12 protein-coding genes and 1 pseudogene are annotated in these 14,247 nt (G+C 64.7%); 6 read left to right on the top strand and 7 right to left on the bottom strand.

All coding sequences use genetic code 11. From position 1 onward, the window contains the following. Window positions 1–33 precede the first annotated feature (33 nt). The 3 genes from LC039_RS20495 to nac all read right to left on the bottom strand — a co-directional run bounded on the left by LC039_RS20495 (window position 34) and on the right by nac (window position 3,209). Window positions 34–891 (bottom strand): branched-chain amino acid ABC transporter permease, encoded by an 858-nt coding sequence (locus LC039_RS20495; RefSeq protein ID WP_226627874.1) that lies wholly within the window; start codon window positions 889–891, stop codon window positions 34–36. A gap of 35 nt (window positions 892–926) precedes the next feature. Beyond that, on the bottom strand, window positions 927–2,105 hold the full coding sequence (locus LC039_RS20490) for an ABC transporter substrate-binding protein (protein WP_226627873.1): 1,179 nt from the start codon (window positions 2,103–2,105) through the stop codon (window positions 927–929). A gap of 138 nt (window positions 2,106–2,243) precedes the next feature. After that, complete coding sequence (gene nac, locus LC039_RS20485) at window positions 2,244–3,209, bottom strand: nitrogen assimilation transcriptional regulator NAC (protein ID WP_226627872.1); 966 nt, start codon at window positions 3,207–3,209, stop codon at window positions 2,244–2,246. Between the two features lie 212 nt (window positions 3,210–3,421). On the opposite strand from nac, the gene LC039_RS20480 reads away from it, so the two are divergent. Together LC039_RS20480 and LC039_RS27085 are read left to right on the top strand one after the other, a co-directional pair. Next, window positions 3,422–3,769, top strand: a complete 348-nt coding sequence (locus LC039_RS20480; protein ID WP_226627871.1) for an ectoine synthase — start codon at window positions 3,422–3,424, stop codon at window positions 3,767–3,769. Between the two features lie 278 nt (window positions 3,770–4,047). Then, window positions 4,048–4,215: pseudogene (locus tag LC039_RS27085) on the top strand (transposase); the annotation flags it as partial. Between the two features lie 136 nt (window positions 4,216–4,351). Here LC039_RS27085 and LC039_RS20470 read toward each other — a convergent pair. The 3 genes from LC039_RS20470 to LC039_RS20460 are packed head-to-tail and all read right to left on the bottom strand — an operon-like array spanning window position 4,352 to window position 6,737. Further along, on the bottom strand, window positions 4,352–5,371 hold the full coding sequence (locus LC039_RS20470; RefSeq protein WP_226627870.1) for a LacI family DNA-binding transcriptional regulator: 1,020 nt from the start codon (window positions 5,369–5,371) through the stop codon (window positions 4,352–4,354). Window positions 5,372–5,407: 36 nt separating this feature from the next. Further along, window positions 5,408–5,944, bottom strand: a complete 537-nt coding sequence (locus LC039_RS20465; RefSeq protein ID WP_226627869.1) for a gluconokinase — start codon at window positions 5,942–5,944, stop codon at window positions 5,408–5,410. After that, the gene (locus tag LC039_RS20460; protein WP_226627868.1) at window positions 5,931–6,737 is read right to left on the bottom strand and encodes an SDR family oxidoreductase; all 807 of its coding nucleotides are present in this window, start codon (window positions 6,735–6,737) and stop codon (window positions 5,931–5,933) included. Before LC039_RS20460 ends, LC039_RS20465 begins: the two co-directional genes overlap by 14 nt. A 126-nt stretch (window positions 6,738–6,863) precedes the next feature. On the opposite strand from LC039_RS20460, the gene LC039_RS20455 reads away from it, so the two are divergent. From LC039_RS20455 to LC039_RS20440, 4 genes are all read left to right on the top strand, one after another. Further along, a complete protein-coding gene (locus tag LC039_RS20455) occupies window positions 6,864–7,811 on the top strand; it encodes a 2-hydroxyacid dehydrogenase (RefSeq protein ID WP_226627866.1) in 948 nt (315 codons plus the stop codon). 9 nt (window positions 7,812–7,820) lie between these two features. After that, the gene (locus LC039_RS20450; protein ID WP_226627864.1) at window positions 7,821–8,861 is read left to right on the top strand and encodes an L-idonate 5-dehydrogenase; all 1,041 of its coding nucleotides are present in this window, start codon (window positions 7,821–7,823) and stop codon (window positions 8,859–8,861) included. Window positions 8,862–8,919: 58 nt separating this feature from the next. Continuing rightward, window positions 8,920–10,338: an NADP-dependent phosphogluconate dehydrogenase gene (gene gndA / locus LC039_RS20445; protein ID WP_226627862.1), complete on the top strand. Its 1,419-nt coding sequence runs from the start codon at window positions 8,920–8,922 to the stop codon at window positions 10,336–10,338. Window positions 10,339–10,455: 117 nt separating this feature from the next. Further along, on the top strand, window positions 10,456–12,021 hold the full coding sequence (locus LC039_RS20440; protein WP_226627918.1) for an FMN-binding glutamate synthase family protein: 1,566 nt from the start codon (window positions 10,456–10,458) through the stop codon (window positions 12,019–12,021). 741 nt (window positions 12,022–12,762) lie between these two features. Here the strand turns inward: LC039_RS20440 and LC039_RS20435 are convergent. Further along, entirely contained in the window at window positions 12,763–13,971 is a 1,209-nt protein-coding gene (locus LC039_RS20435) for an aspartate transaminase (protein ID WP_226627860.1), read from the bottom strand. Between the last annotated feature and the right edge of the window lie 276 nt (window positions 13,972–14,247).

Below are 14,247 nucleotides of genomic sequence, written 5' to 3'. Positions count from 1 at the left end.
AAATGTCCTGTGGAAAGAGGGGTCTTGGCACGCTCAGAAGCGTGCCCTGGCCGAGAACAACCCGTGCGGGCGCCACAGCAGCATCAGGATCAGCGTCACAAAGCCGACCGAGTCGCGATATTGCAGGCCGAAGTTTCCGGCGACGAAGCTTTCGGCGATGCCAAGGATCATCGCGGCGACCAGCGTGCCGCGTACGTTGCCAAGCCCACCCATCACGATGATCGGCAACGTTTTGAATGTGATGATCTCGCCCATGCCGCCATAGACTGAGACGTTGACCGGGGCCGTTAGAATGCCGGAGAATGCCGCCAGCCCGGTGCCCAGAACAAAGGTCGAAAGCACCACTGTGCGCACATCAATGCCGACGACTGCGCAGGCTTCGACGTTTTGCGAGACGGCGCGCATCGCCTTGCCCATGCGGCTGTAGGTTACTAGAAGTTCAAGCCCGACGAATACGGCGATACACAGCGCGATAATCAGCAGGCGCTGCTGTGCAATGCCGATGTCCCCGAAGAAAACCGGCTCGATGTAGCCCGCCGAGAAGAACTTGTAGCCGCCGCCGAACACGAGGATCACAGTGTTCTGCAGGATCAGCGCGATGCCTAGCGTGGCGACGACGCTGCCCTCTTCGGGCATTCCGATCATGCGTTGCATGACGAAGCGTCCGATGACGTAAGCTATGGCCATCGTCACCACCACGCCGACAATCACGGCTGCGGGATAGGGCAGACCAATGGTGCTGATCACGAACCAACCGCCAAACGTCCCCAGCATGTAGTATTCGCCGTGAGCGAAGTTGATCGCGCGCAACACTCCGAAGATCATCGTCATCCCGACCGCGACGATGGCGTAGACCGCGCCGGTCGAGATACCGTTCAGGATCTGCTCCAAAAATATTGTCATCATGGTCTGCCCTACCCTCTTGCTTACTGCTCGGAATAGGTGACTTCGCCCGCGACCGAGCCGGTGATGACCGGTTCACCTTCGCGAATTTCCAGCATCAGCAGCGGACGGATCGCCTGATGATGATCGTCAAAGGTGATCGTGCCCATGGGGCTTGCAAACTGGATACCCTGAAGGGCTGCAATCACAGCCTCTGCGTCGGTGCTGTCCGCGGCATCTACTGCCTCGGCCAGCATGTGCATGGTTTCCCAATGGCCATACGCGTGGTTGTTCGGCTCCTCGCCATCATACTTGGCCTTGTAGTCGGCGACGAAGGCCATCGAGCCTTCGCTGTCATAGCCCGGCAGCCATGCGGCGGCCTCAATCGCGCCTTCCATGGCCTTCGGGGCCGCCTGAATGGTCGCCTCTGCCGAGAATTCGCCATTACCCAGTAGCGGCAGCTTGCCGGCCAGCCCGGTTTCAATCATCTGGCGGGCAATGATCGGCGTGGTATCGGCCAGGCCATAGACCATGATGCTGTCCGCTTCCGAATTGCGGATCTTTGTCAGCACCGAACGGAAATCGACCTCTCCTTCCTTGTAGTAGTCCTCGGAGACGAACTCCGCGCCCAGCTCATCGAGATACTTGCGGGTATAAGTGATGGCGCCGCGGCCATAGTCGCTGTCCACCGACAGCACAGCGAACTTGCTGTAGCCCTTCTCGACCGCGTATTCAGCCACCGCCTTGGCGCGAATCTCGTCGGTGGGGTAGTTGCGGAAGGAATGCTGGTAACCGCCGACGCCTGCTTTGTAGGTGATTTCGGGGTTTGAGGAGGCCGCGTTGACCAGCAACTTGCCCGCATCCTCCACCAGCGGCTGCATTGCCAGCGTCACGGAGGAACAGATGTCACCGATGATAAAGTCGACCTCGTCCTGGCTGATCAGGCGCTGGGTGGCGGACACGCCTTCGACCGGGGTGCAGATACTGTCGGCGGGGATAATCTTGATCATCCGCCCGTCGATTCCGCCACCGACGTTAATCTCTTCCGCGGCCATGGCAGCGCCCCTCTGGGCAAAGGCCCCATAGCGTGCATTGGCGCCGGAGTTTGGCGAGACCAACCCGACAACGATGTCCTGGGCCTTGACCAGATTGGGCAGGGCGAGGACGGAAAAAAGCGCAAGTGTTCCCGCGCGCAGAATTGCGCGTTCCGTTTTCACGGTCATGTCAGTGATCCTCTCTGTTGGCGTGACCGGCCTTTGGCCTTGTTGCCTATGCTTTCGCGGCCTGTCACATGTCTGTCATGAGACGCCAGCGCAGAGGTCCTGCACAGAAATAATCCTATCTGGGGGTATTGATTTTTCTTATGACTCCGCAGGCCGGGGCGTGTCCCTCAAGACCGTCAGGCCTGCCGGTCGGGTGTCCAAGAGTTCGGCGACGACCTTCAGAAGAACCGCCTTGACCGCTAAGGCCGGCTCACTCATCGGCATGGGGTCAGGTGTGCACAAAGAGACGTTTGCCTCGATGACTGGCCTTGTCAGACTGCGGATGGGAGCGTCTTCCAACCCTGCCGTCCCCCGCGCCACCGACATCGGCAGGATACTGGCCCCCATGCCTGACTTGACTGCCCCGGCCAGCGCCCCAACCGAGTCAATCTCAGCCACGATCCGCGGTTCCACCCGCGCGCGCGCGAATGCCTGATCGATGAGCTTGCGTAGAAAATGGTCACGGCCAGGCAGAACCAATGGCATGTCCTGCAGCGCCCGCAACTCGAGCGGTTCGATGTCATCCCCAGCAAACGGAAAGTTCTTGGGCGAGACGAGGAACAATTCCTCGGAGAACAGTGGTGTCAGCAATGTGCCCTTGATGGGCTGGCTCGCATAGATAACCGCCATGTCCATACGCCCGCTCATGACCAACTCCGACAGAATCTGGCCAAAGCTGTCATTCACGTAAACCGTGATATCAGGGTGCAGTGCCTGCACCGCTTGGATGATCGGAAGCGACAATACTGAGGTAGTAGAATAGGTCGCCAGCCCCACTGACACATGCCCTGCAAGGCTGGCCGAGGCCTTACTGACCTCCAGTGTTACCTGCTCGAGGTGCTTTAGGATCGAATGTGCATGCCGATAAAGTACCAACCCTGCCTGCGTCGGTGCCACGCCGCTATTGGATCGGATTAACAACTGTTCGCCGAAATATTGCTCGAGGGCCGCGAGTTGCTGACTGAGCGCAGGCTGCGCCGTGTTCAGCAGGCTCGCAGCCCGCGAGATGCTGCCCGCATCTACGATCTTCACGAAGTTTTGCAGTTTCCGGAAATCGACATTCATTTTGCTTGTTCGCTGTTACTACTGGCTGGCCCTGGCCGGAGGTCGGATCGGATGCTACCCATCCGGACATTCTCGGACCAGTGTAACCTTGCCTCCGACCTCCCCCACATCGCAATGGTCCCATTCAGAAAATTTATGGCAGGCGCGTCAGCATTGCGCTTGCGGCCCCAATGCGTCCCCTTGGACCCATCACACAGACAAGGAGTTTCGAAATGGGTGATCGCATCGAATGGAGCCGTCAGGAAGACGTAGAGCAGATCTGGCTGAAGGAGGGCATCGAATACACGCACCGATTGATCACGAATGCTAACCAGGGAGCCTCCTTCTCGTTTCACATCACCACCTTTAAGGCCAACTTTGAGCATACGGCAGTGGGCGACGGCGTGCATGAAAGCGTGTTGTTCTGCCTACACGGCGGCTCTGAGCAAGAAACTCCGGACGGGCGCAAGCACTCCTTCCGTCCGGGCGATGCCATGTATCTACCAAAGAACTTTACCTACGAACACAAAATCGGCAGCGGCGGGCTGGTGATGGCCGTCGCCTGCACACCTTCCCGATAGTTGGCACTCGATTGCTGCTCGCTCCTCACAGAGCGAGCAGCGTTACTTTGCCTTGTCGATATTGCTGCGCGCGCTGTCATCGCCAATGAGATTGAAACCGAATCCGCGCGTGATTTCGTCGACACATCGCATCCTTGGTTCTTCACCAGTTCGGAGACACCTCGAACTCATGCTACATCGCCGTGCCGGTTCCAAGATCGCGCCCCGCCTTAGCGAAGTGCTCAAGTCCCGGGACACGCTCACCATCTGGTTCAACCCCGCGATGAGCTTGGGATGCCCTGCCAACAGCCAAGCGTGTTCGGCAACTAATCTACCACGCTACCGACGTTCAGGCCTTTCTGTCGATGAAGGTATTCGGGATGGCGTTGCACCAGATACCCGGGTTCCTCGAGAGCCTCAGGCTGGCCGGTCTCGACTGGACAGTGTTCGAATTCAGAACACTGTCGCGCCACAAGCGGGCACCTCCCGTATCCCGTATAGCGACTCCAGCGACCGCAGGAAAAGTCTGTCCGGGGATTTGGCTGTCTCAGCCATCAGCCGATTTGAGTAACAGCGCCCCTGCAATGAGAAATTCGAGCATGATCAGGTCGAGCGGCGCAGGATCAGGTCGGGTTGCAGCACCTGTCGCAGCGGCGCGGCCGGGGGTGTACCCTCCAGCAGGCCCAGCACCATGTCGGCGGTGCGGCTCCCGATCAGCCCCGCGTGCACGTCGATCGTGGTGAGCGGGGGCTCGCAGATGCGGCCGATCTCGTAGTTGCCGAAGCCCGCGATCGCCAGATCCTCGGGCACCTTCACGCCGAGCCGGTGGCACTGCGCCAGTGCGCCGAAGGCCACGAGGTCGGACACGCAGATCAGCCCGTCCGTATCCGGGAAGAGCTCGCGCATCAACTCGAGCCCGGAGGCGCCCTCGGTCATGCCGACCGGCGCCGCGCCGGCGGGCACCAGCCGCGTCGCCTCCAGCCCATGCCCGGCCATGGCCTCGACAAATCCGGCGCGCCGCTGCGCGCCACGGGGATCATGCGCGGTCTCGCCCCCGAGGAAGGCCAGCCGGCGCCGCCCCGATCTGACCATGTGATCGACCAGCCCCCGGACAGAGGCCTCGTTGGAGAAGCCGACGACATGGCCGATGGGCTTCGCGGGCAGGTCCCAGATCTCGATGACGGGCATCGGCGCCTTGGAGAGGAGCGCCCGCGTCTTGGCCGTGTGCTGCGCCCCGGTGAGCACGATCGCCTCGGGGTTGCGGCGCAGCAGCTGCGCGATCAGCCGCTCCTCCTCCTCGGGGTCGTACTCGGTGTTGGCCAGAAGGATCTGGATGTTCCGCTTGAGCAGGCCCCTGGAGAGTTCGCGTACCGTGGCCGAGAAGTTGGCATTCTCGATCGAGGGCACGGTGACGGCAACGAAGCCCGTCCGGTTCTGCCGCAGGTTGGAGGCGGTAGAGTCGAAGACATAGCCCAGCTCCTCGGCCTTTGACAGGATGCGGGCGCGGGTCCGCGCGTTGATCCCCGCGTCCCCCCGGAAGGCGCGCGACACGGTCATCGCCGAGACGCCAAGCGCGGACGCGATGTCCGACATCTTGACCTTGCCGCCCTGCGCCTTCTTCATCGCCGATCTCCCTGCTGGAGCAAACACCTACCCCGCTCAGGCCGCACGGGCAACAGAGCCGCCGCGCCCCGCGAGCCGCGTCAACACCTGCGCCGCCAGCGCCGGAGACGTGTTCTCGATGCTGACCGTGAGCGCCGCTTCGATGGGCGCCGGGACCTCGAGCGTGGCAAGCTGGCTGTCGAGCAGCGCAGTCGGCATGAAGTGCCCCCGCCGCGCCCCGAGCCGTTGTCTCAGGGTGGCGCGCGTGCCGTGCAGGTAGACGAAGACCGGCTGCGCCGGGGCCGCATGCGCGCGGATCATGTCGCGATACCGTCCGGTCAGGGCCGAGCAGCCAAGGATCAGCCCCTCCTCCGCAGTCGCAAGCCTGCGCCCGCATTCGGCGAGCCAGGGTGCGCGGTCCGCATCGTCGAGCGCGTGGCCTGCCCGCATCTTCGCGACATTCTCCGCCGGATGCAGGTCGTCGCCGTCAAGGAAGGCGATCCCGGAGGCGCGCGACAGCTCGGCGCCGACGGTGGACTTGCCGCAGCCGCAAACCCCCATCAGCACGATATGGCGATGTTCAAAGAGAGACACTGATCGCTCCATCGACAAAGAGGATGTGCCCGTTCACGAAGCTCGAGGCGCCCGAAGACAGGAACACGCAGGCGCCGACCAGTTCCTCGACCTTGCCCCAGCGCCCCGCGGGCGTGCGTTTCTTCAGCCATGCGGTGAAGTCGGGATCGGCAACGAGGGCGGCATTGAGCGGCGTCTCGAAATAGCCCGGCGCGATGGCGTTGCAGGTCAGCCCGTGCTGCGCCCAGTCCGTCGCCATGCCCTTGGTCAGGTTCGCCACCGCGCCCTTGGTGGCGGTGTAGGGCGCGATGCCGGGCCGCGCCAGCGCGGTCTGCACCGAGCAGATGTTGACGATCTTGCCCCTGCCCCGGCCGATCATGTAGCGCGCCACCGCCTGCCCGACGTTGAAGACCGATGCGATGTTGGTCTGCAGCAGCGCCTCGAAACGCTCGGCCGGGAAATCCTCGAGCGGGCTGCGATGCTGCATCCCCGCGTTGTTCACCAGGATGTCGATCGGCCCCTGCCCAAGCTCGAACCCGTCGATCGCCCGGCGCGCCGCCTCGTGGTCGGTGACGTCGAAGCACAGCGCCTGGACGTCGGCCTCGGGGCAGGTGTGCAGGATGTCCTGCCGCGCGCGCTCGATTTTCGCCACGTCGCGCCCGTTCAGCACGATCGATGCCCCGGCCTTGGCCAGTCCGAGCGCCAGGGCAAAGCCGATGCCCTGCGAGGAGCCGGTGATGAGGGCCCTGCGGCCGGTCAATCCGAAGGTTGTCTGCAGGAAGTCGTTCCGGGGGGTCTCTTTTTCGGGGGTCACGGGGTCATCCTCATTTGGGTGTCGACAAGCTCGACTCGCCTCAATATGTTATCGATAACTATTTTCCGTCAAGCCGAAGATTCGCCGAATTCGAGGCTCGACGGGCCTGATCGAGGAGAAGACCGCATGCCCAAACCCATGATCCTGCAGATGGGCGCCTACCCGTCCTGGGACGAGACGCCGCTGAACGAGGCCTATGACCTGCGCCGCTATTTCGAGGCCGCGGACAAGGCCGCCTTCCTTGCCGAGCACGGCCCTTCCGTCCGCGCCATCGCGACCCGTGGCGAGCTTGGCGCCTCGCGCGAGATCATCGCTGCCTGCCCGCAGCTCGAGGTGATCTCGGTCTACGGAGTCGGCTATGACGCCGTGGATCTGGGCGCCTGCCGGGAGCGCGGCATCCGCGTCACCAACACCCCCGACGTGCTGTCCGGCGATGTCGCGGATTTCGCCGTGACCATGATGCTCGCGCAGTCGCGCGGCGTGGTGGCGGGCGATGCCTGGGTCCGCGATGGCAGCTGGGCCGCGCAGGGCGGCATGCCGCTGCAACGCCGCGCCTTCGGCCGCCGCGCAGGGATTCTCGGGCTGGGCCGCATCGGCTTCGAGATCGCCAGGCGCCTCACCGGGTTCGGAATGCAGATCGCCTATTCCGATGTCGCCCCCAAGGACTACGCGGCGGACTGGAGCTTCGTGAAGGACCCCGAGACGCTGGCCGCACGGAGCGATTTTCTCTTCGTCGCCGCCGCCGCGTCGCAGGAAACCCAGCACATCGTCAATGCCCGCGTGCTGCAGGCGCTGGGGCCGGAAGGAATGCTGATCAACGTCTCACGGGCGTCGAACGTCGACGAGGAGGCGCTGATCGCGGCGCTGGCAGACGGCACGCTCGGCGCCGCGGCGCTTGACGTGTTCGAGGGGGAGCCGGCGCTCGATCCGCGCTTCCGCGAGGTGCCCAACATCCTGCTGCAGCCGCACCAGGCCTCGGGCACCATCGAGACCCGAAAGGCCATGGGCGAACTGGTCCGCGCCAACCTCGCCGCCCATTTCGCTGGCGCCCCCCTCGTCACCCCTGTCATCTGAGGCATCCCCATGAAAGCGCTTGTCATTCACGCCCCGAAGGACCTCCGCCTCGAGGCCTACTCCGCCGCGGAAGGCCCCGACCTGAAACCCGGCGAAGTACGTATCCGCACCGCCGCGGGCGGCGTCTGCGGGTCGGACCTGCACTATTACCACCACGGCGGCTTTGGCACCGTGCGGCTGCGCGAGCCGATGGTTCTGGGCCACGAGGTCTCGGGCCACGTGTCGGAGATCGGTGCCGGCGTCACCGGGCTGGCTGTCGGTGATCTCGTCGCGGTCTCGCCCTCGCGCCCCTGCGGAAGCTGCGACTACTGCCATGAGGGCCTGCCCAACCACTGCGAGAACATGCGTTTCTACGGCTCCGCCATGCCCTTCCCGCACATCCAGGGCGCCTTCCGCGAGGAGATGATCGTTACCGCCGCGCAATGCGCCGTCGCCAACGGCCTCACGCCGGGCGAGGCCGCGCTTGCCGAGCCGCTGGCCGTCACGCTGCACGCCGTCCGCCGCGCCGGACCATTGCTCGGCAAGCGCGTGCTGGTGACCGGCTGTGGCCCGATCGGCCTGCTCGCCATCGCCTCGGCACGGCTCGCCGGGGCCGCCGAGATCGTCGCTACCGACCTGTCGGACTTCACGCTCGAGATGGCGCGCAGGATGGGCGCGGAGGTGACGATCAACACCGGCAGCGACGCCGAGGCGCTGGCCCGCTACGGCGCGGGCAAGGGCCACTTCCACGCGCTGTTCGAATGCACCGGTGTCGCGCCCGCCCTTCTGCCTGCGCTCGACACGATGCGCCCGCGCGGCGTGGTGGTGCAGCTCGGCCTCGGCGGCGACATCCCCCTGCCGGTGACCAAGATCGCCGCAAAGGAGCTCGACCTTCGCGGCTCGTTCCGCTTCCACGAGGAATTCGCGAACGGCGTGCTGGCGATGCGGCAGGGGCGGCTCGACCTGCGCCCGCTGATCACCCACGAGTTCGCCCTCGAGGCGGCCGAGCAGGCCTTCCTCACCGCCTCGGACCGCAGTCGCGCCATCAAGGCGCAGATCCGGTTCTCGTGACCATTTTCGTTATCGATATCTATTTCGACACCCGACCAGACCTGAAGTGAGATCCCCCGTGACCCAAACCTCCGACATCGGGCTCATCGGCCTTGGCACGATGGGCGCCGCCCTCGCGCTCAACATCGCGGACAACGACCACCAGGTCAGCGTCTACAACCGCACGGCCTCTGTCACCCGCGCCTTCGTCGCCGGCGCAGGCGTGCTGGCCGAGCGGCTGCTGCCGACCGAGGACCTCGCCACCTTCGTGGGGTCGCTGCAGCGGCCGCGGACGATCATCCTCATGGTGCCCGCCGGTCCGGTGGTGGACCAGCAGATCGAGGCGCTGCGCGGCCTGCTCGAGCCGGGCGACCTCATTGTCGATGCCGGCAATGCCAATTACGCCGATACCAACCGGCGCGCCGAGGAGGCCGCGGCGGCGCCCTATGACTTTATCGGCATCGGTGTCTCGGGGGGCGAGGAAGGCGCGCGGCACGGACCGTCGATCATGGTGGGCGGCGACCGCGGCAGCTGGCTGCGCCTGGCGCCGCTGCTGAAGGCGATCGCGGCCAAGCACGAGGGCACCCCCTGCGCCGCCTACATGGGACCGGCCGGCGCAGGCCATTTCGTCAAGATGGTCCACAACGGCATCGAATACGCCGACATGCAGATGATCGCCGAGACCTACAGCCTGATGGGCCGCGGCCTCGGGCTCGACAAACCCGCGATTGCCGCCGCCTTCGATCAGTGGAACGCCGGGCCGCTCGCCTCCTATCTCGTCGAGATCGCGGGCCGGATCGCGCGCAGTGCCGATCCGCTGACCCGCGCGCCGATGCTCGACGTGATCCTCGACAAGGCCGGGCAGAAGGGCACCGGGCGCTGGACCGCGATCGAGGCGCAGCACCTCGGGGTTGCCGTGCCGGTGATCGAGGCCGCGGTCTGCGCGCGCAACCTGTCGGCGGCACACGGGCTGCGGCAGCAGGGGGCCGATGCCTTTGGCGCGCAGCCGCAAGCGCTGCCGCCGGGGGCGCTCGACCTCGACGATCTCGAGGCGGCGCTGATCGCGGGCAAGATCCTGTGCTACGCGCAGGGCTTCGAGATGCTCACCGCCGCGTCCGATCAGTTCGGCTGGGATCTGCCCCTGCCCGAGATCGCACGCATCTGGCGCAATGGCTGCATCATCCGCTCGGACATGCTGAACGACATGGCCAGCGCGCTCGACCGGGGACCGGGCGAAATGCTGGTCTTCGCGCAGCCCTTCCGCGGCCTGCTCGAGCAGCACGAGGCGGCGCTGCGCAGGACCGTGCTTGCCGCGATCGGCGCGGGTATCGCGGTTCCGGCGCTCTCGGCGGGACTGGGCTGGTTCGACAGCCTGCGCACGCGGCGAAGCCCGGCCAACATGATCCAGGCGCAGCGCGACTTCTTCGGCGCGCATGGCTTCGAGCGGCTCGACGGCCGCGACGCGCCGCATGGACCCTGGGCCGCGACAGCGGCCTGATACCAGCCCGAGACCCCACCGTGGCGCGGCACCGGGCCGCGCCACGATCTCGCCGTTCCTGGAGACACAGACGTGATCCATGCCGCCCTCCGCTTCAGCATCTTCGGTCTCTGCCTCATGGGCACCCTGGGCGCGGCGCTGCTGGCCGCCAGCCATGCAGAGGCGCGGATCGCCCTGCCGCTGCTGGCGGCGCTCTGCCTGCTCGGTCTCTACGACCTCTCGCAGCGCCGCCATGCGATCCTGCGCAACTACCCGGTGATCGGGCACCTGCGCTACATCCTCGAGAGCATCCGCCCGGAGATGCGTCAGTATTTCTTCGAGAACGACCAGGACGAGGAACCCTTCTCGCGCGACGAGCGCACGCTGATCTACCAGCGCGCCAAGAACATCGAGGACGCGCGGCCCTTCGGCACGCGCAAGCCGGTCTACGATGCGGGCTACCAGTGGCTGACCCATTCGGTGTTGCCCAAGACCATCGCCGGCAGCGATTTCCGCGTCACCATCGGCGGCCCCGACTGCAAACGCCCCTACGCGGCCTCGATCTACAACATCTCGGCGATGAGCTACGGCGCGCTTTCGGACAACGCGATCCTCGCGCTCAACCGGGGTGCAAAGGCCGGCGGCTTTGCCCATGACACCGGCGAGGGCGGTATCTCGGCGTTCCACCTGCAGGGCGGTGATCTGATCTTCGAGATCGGCTCGGGCTATTTCGGCTGCCGCGACGCGGCGGGCCACTTCGACCCCGAGGCGTTCCGCGAGGCGGCCGCGCATCCGCAGGTCAGGATGATCGAGGTGAAGCTGAGCCAGGGCGCGAAGCCGGGGCTGGGCGGCGTGCTGCCCGCCGCCAAGATCACCCCCGAGATCGCCCGGGCCCGCGCTGTGCCGATGGGCGTCGACTGCATCTCTCCCCGCGCGCATTCCGCCTTTTCCACGCCGCTCGAGCTGATGGAGTTCCTCGCCACCTTGCGCCGCCTGTCGGACGGCAAACCGGTCGGCTTCAAGCTCTGCATCGGGCACAGGCGCGAGTTCATGTGCCTCGTCAAGGCAATGCTGGCCACCGGCATCACCCCCGACTTCATCGTCATCGACGGCAAGGAGGGCGGCACGGGCGCGGCGCCGCTGGAATTTGCCAACCACATGGGCATGCCACTGATCGAGGGGCTGACCTTCGTACACAACACGCTGCGCGGCGCCGGGCTGCGCGACCGCATCCGCCTTGGGGCCAGCGGGAAGCTGGTCTCGGCCTTCGACATCGCCAAGGCGATGGCGCTCGGCGCCGACTGGGCCAATTCCGCGCGCGGCTTCATGTTCGCGCTGGGGTGCATCCAGTCGCAGTCCTGTCACACCAACCGCTGTCCGGTCGGCGTGGCGACGCAGGACAGGATGCGGGCGCGAGCGCTCGTGGTGCCGGACAAGGCCGAGCGGGTCGCCAATTTCCACCGCAACACGCTGCATGCTCTGGCCGAGATCACCGGAGCCGCGGGGCTCGACCATCCCGGAGAGTTCCGCCCGCATCACCTGATGCTGCGCGAGAAGGACCGCAACGTGATCGTCGGAAACCAGGTCTACCCCGAACTGCCGGTCGGCTTCCTGCTCGAGGGTCGGGACGAGGGCGCGGGCTACCTCGCCCGCTGGCGGCGCGCCGATCCCGCGAGCTTCAGGCCGACGGACGACGGGGTCTGAGCGCGTATTCTCTACCGCGACCGAACAGGACAATGCCGCCGCCAGGGGGTCTGGCGGCGGCAGGTGGCAAGCTGGCGAAACGGTCATAGGAATGTCGCCATGGCGCTCTGCTCACCCCTGACGGATGAGCGAGTTCATCCGCGCCATCCCTGCCTTCAGGAGTGGATTGGAGTGGATGTAGACCAAGTGCCCCCCCTTTTCCGTTTAGTGGCTGATATTGGCCTAGCGCACCAGGGTACCGATGGCCCGACCGGCGCCGCGGAACTTCCCGGAGGCATGCTCGATCATCCGAATACCCTACGAGGGCGCATTACGGTAGCCGCAAGTGCCAGCGAGTAGCCCATGATCTGCGCCAGGGCCGACGGGCCGACCAAAAACGCTTCCACGCTCTCGACCTTCAACACTTCGTCGAGATCGGCGATCGCCTCGGTTGTCTAGACCATGTGATCACCAGCGATCATCGCAGCAGCGCTATGTCAGTGTCCTCGACCAGCGACTGCATGGTGAGCGCTGCCGCGCGCAAGATCCCGCGCCCGTCGATGATCGTCACACAGTTGCCTATTTATGGGAATTCAATGATTTTAGCAGCTCATGTCGTAGCCATCCGCGGCGCTGGTTCGCCCTCCTATGCCATTGTAGCTGCAGGCGCATTTGTTGCGCAAATGTCGAGCAGTCGCAGACATGCAAAAGGGGTTGTCCCTGCGGGGACAACCCTTTGTTAAACACGCCGCGCCGTGTAGGTCAGCTCAACTTCGCACAGGCCTCGGAGATGCGATCACAGGCCGCCGCTATGACATCTGCCGAGGTCGCCGTGGAAATACGGAAATATGGCTCGAGCCCGTAGGCTGCGCCATGCACCGCCGCGACCCCCGCCTCCTCGAGCAAGTAAAGCACGAAGTCCGCATCGTTCGAAATAGTCCGGCCCGAAGGCGTTTTCTTGCCCAACGTGCCGGCGCAGCTGGCATAGATGTAGAAGGCCCCGTCGGGGGTCAAGCAGGACAGGCCGGGAATGGCATTGAGGCGGTCTACCGCAAGGTCGCGTCTTTCGCGGTAGACCGCGACCTGTGCGTCGACATCGCTCTGGTTCCCGGCCAGCGCTGCCGCAGCAGCAGCCTGGCTGATCGAGGACGGGCAGGAGGACATCTGCGATTGCAACTTGTTGATCGCCGCGATCAGCGGCACTGGCCCAACGCCATAGCCAATGCGCCAGCCGGTCATCGCATAAGACTTTGAAACACCGTTAACGACCAGCGCCCGACCCGCCAGATCGGGGCAAACCGTCAGAATGCTCACCGCTTCGAATTCGGCGAACCAGATGCGGTCGTAGATCTCGTCGCAGAGCACCCAGATATGCGGATGCCGTGCGAGCACCTCGCCGAGAGCGCGTAGCTCGTCAGCCGAATAGGCGACGCCGGTGGGGTTCGACGGCGAATTCAAGATCAGCCAGCGGCTCTGTGGCGTGATGGCAGCCTCGAGCGCGGCGGGCGTTAGCTTAAATCGCTCCTCTTCAGCGCAAGGCACGATCACCGGCGTGCCCTCGTTGGCGATGACCATGTCGGGGTAGGACACCCAGTAAGGCGCGGGGACGATCACCTCGTCCCCCTTCTCAACGGTCGCCATAAGCGCCAGGAACAGAATTTGCTTGGCCCCGCCGCCAACGCAGACTTGTTCATCATTCGCCTCGATGTTCAGGCGGCGTGAAAAGTCGCCGCGGATCGCCGCGCGCAGCTCGGGCGTGCCGTTCACCGGGGTGTACTTGGTCTGGCCCTCTGCCATCGCGGCCGCGGCCGCGGCCTTGACTAGCTCTGGCGTGTCGAAGTCGGGCTCGCCGACTGTGAGGTTGAGGATGTCCTTGCCCTCTGCTTTGAGGTCCCGGGCCCTCTGCGCCGCGGCAGTGGTGGGCGAAACGCGGATGCTCGAAACGCGGGCGGCGGGACGGAAATTGCTCATGATAGCTCCAGGGAATGCACGGATCATTACCCCCAGACAATAACAGCCGATGATCGCGCAGAGATCGCAGGTTCCCGAACTACCGCTATAGTGAAATGTTATATCCAGTGGGAGCTTTTCGCTTCTCAGTTAGCCAATGGTCGTCAGGTGTTTATCAACAGCGTTGCACTCAGACTACCGCTTCCTCCGACGTATATGCCTTCATCAACAGAAGAGCTTGGTTCGCTCTGCCCTTTTGCTACGGTGAATGCGTGTAAGGTCGAAATATGTAACGAG

This window comes from Alloyangia pacifica, assembly GCF_020524285.1.
Taxonomy (GTDB): Bacteria; Pseudomonadota; Alphaproteobacteria; order Rhodobacterales; family Rhodobacteraceae; genus Salipiger; species Salipiger pacificus_B.
The sequence above is the reverse complement of the archived record's forward strand: the minus strand, read 5'-3'. Positions and strand labels throughout refer to the sequence as shown.

Excerpts from the sequence above, each read along its gene's own strand:
- LC039_RS20490 (WP_226627873.1), bottom strand. The coding sequence starts at position 2,105 with ATGACCGTGAAAACGGAACGCGCAATTCTGCGCGCGGGAACACTTGCG.
- nac (WP_226627872.1), bottom strand. The coding sequence starts at position 3,209 with ATGAATGTCGATTTCCGGAAACTGCAAAACTTCGTGAAGATCGTAGAT.
- LC039_RS20480 (WP_226627871.1), top strand. The coding sequence starts at position 3,422 with ATGGGTGATCGCATCGAATGGAGCCGTCAGGAAGACGTAGAGCAGATC.
- LC039_RS20470 (WP_226627870.1), bottom strand. The coding sequence starts at position 5,371 with ATGAAGAAGGCGCAGGGCGGCAAGGTCAAGATGTCGGACATCGCGTCC.
- LC039_RS20455 (WP_226627866.1), top strand. The coding sequence starts at position 6,864 with ATGCCCAAACCCATGATCCTGCAGATGGGCGCCTACCCGTCCTGGGAC.
- LC039_RS20450 (WP_226627864.1), top strand. The coding sequence starts at position 7,821 with ATGAAAGCGCTTGTCATTCACGCCCCGAAGGACCTCCGCCTCGAGGCC.
- LC039_RS20440 (WP_226627918.1), top strand. The coding sequence starts at position 10,456 with ATGGGCACCCTGGGCGCGGCGCTGCTGGCCGCCAGCCATGCAGAGGCG.
- LC039_RS20435 (WP_226627860.1), bottom strand. The coding sequence starts at position 13,971 with ATGAGCAATTTCCGTCCCGCCGCCCGCGTTTCGAGCATCCGCGTTTCG.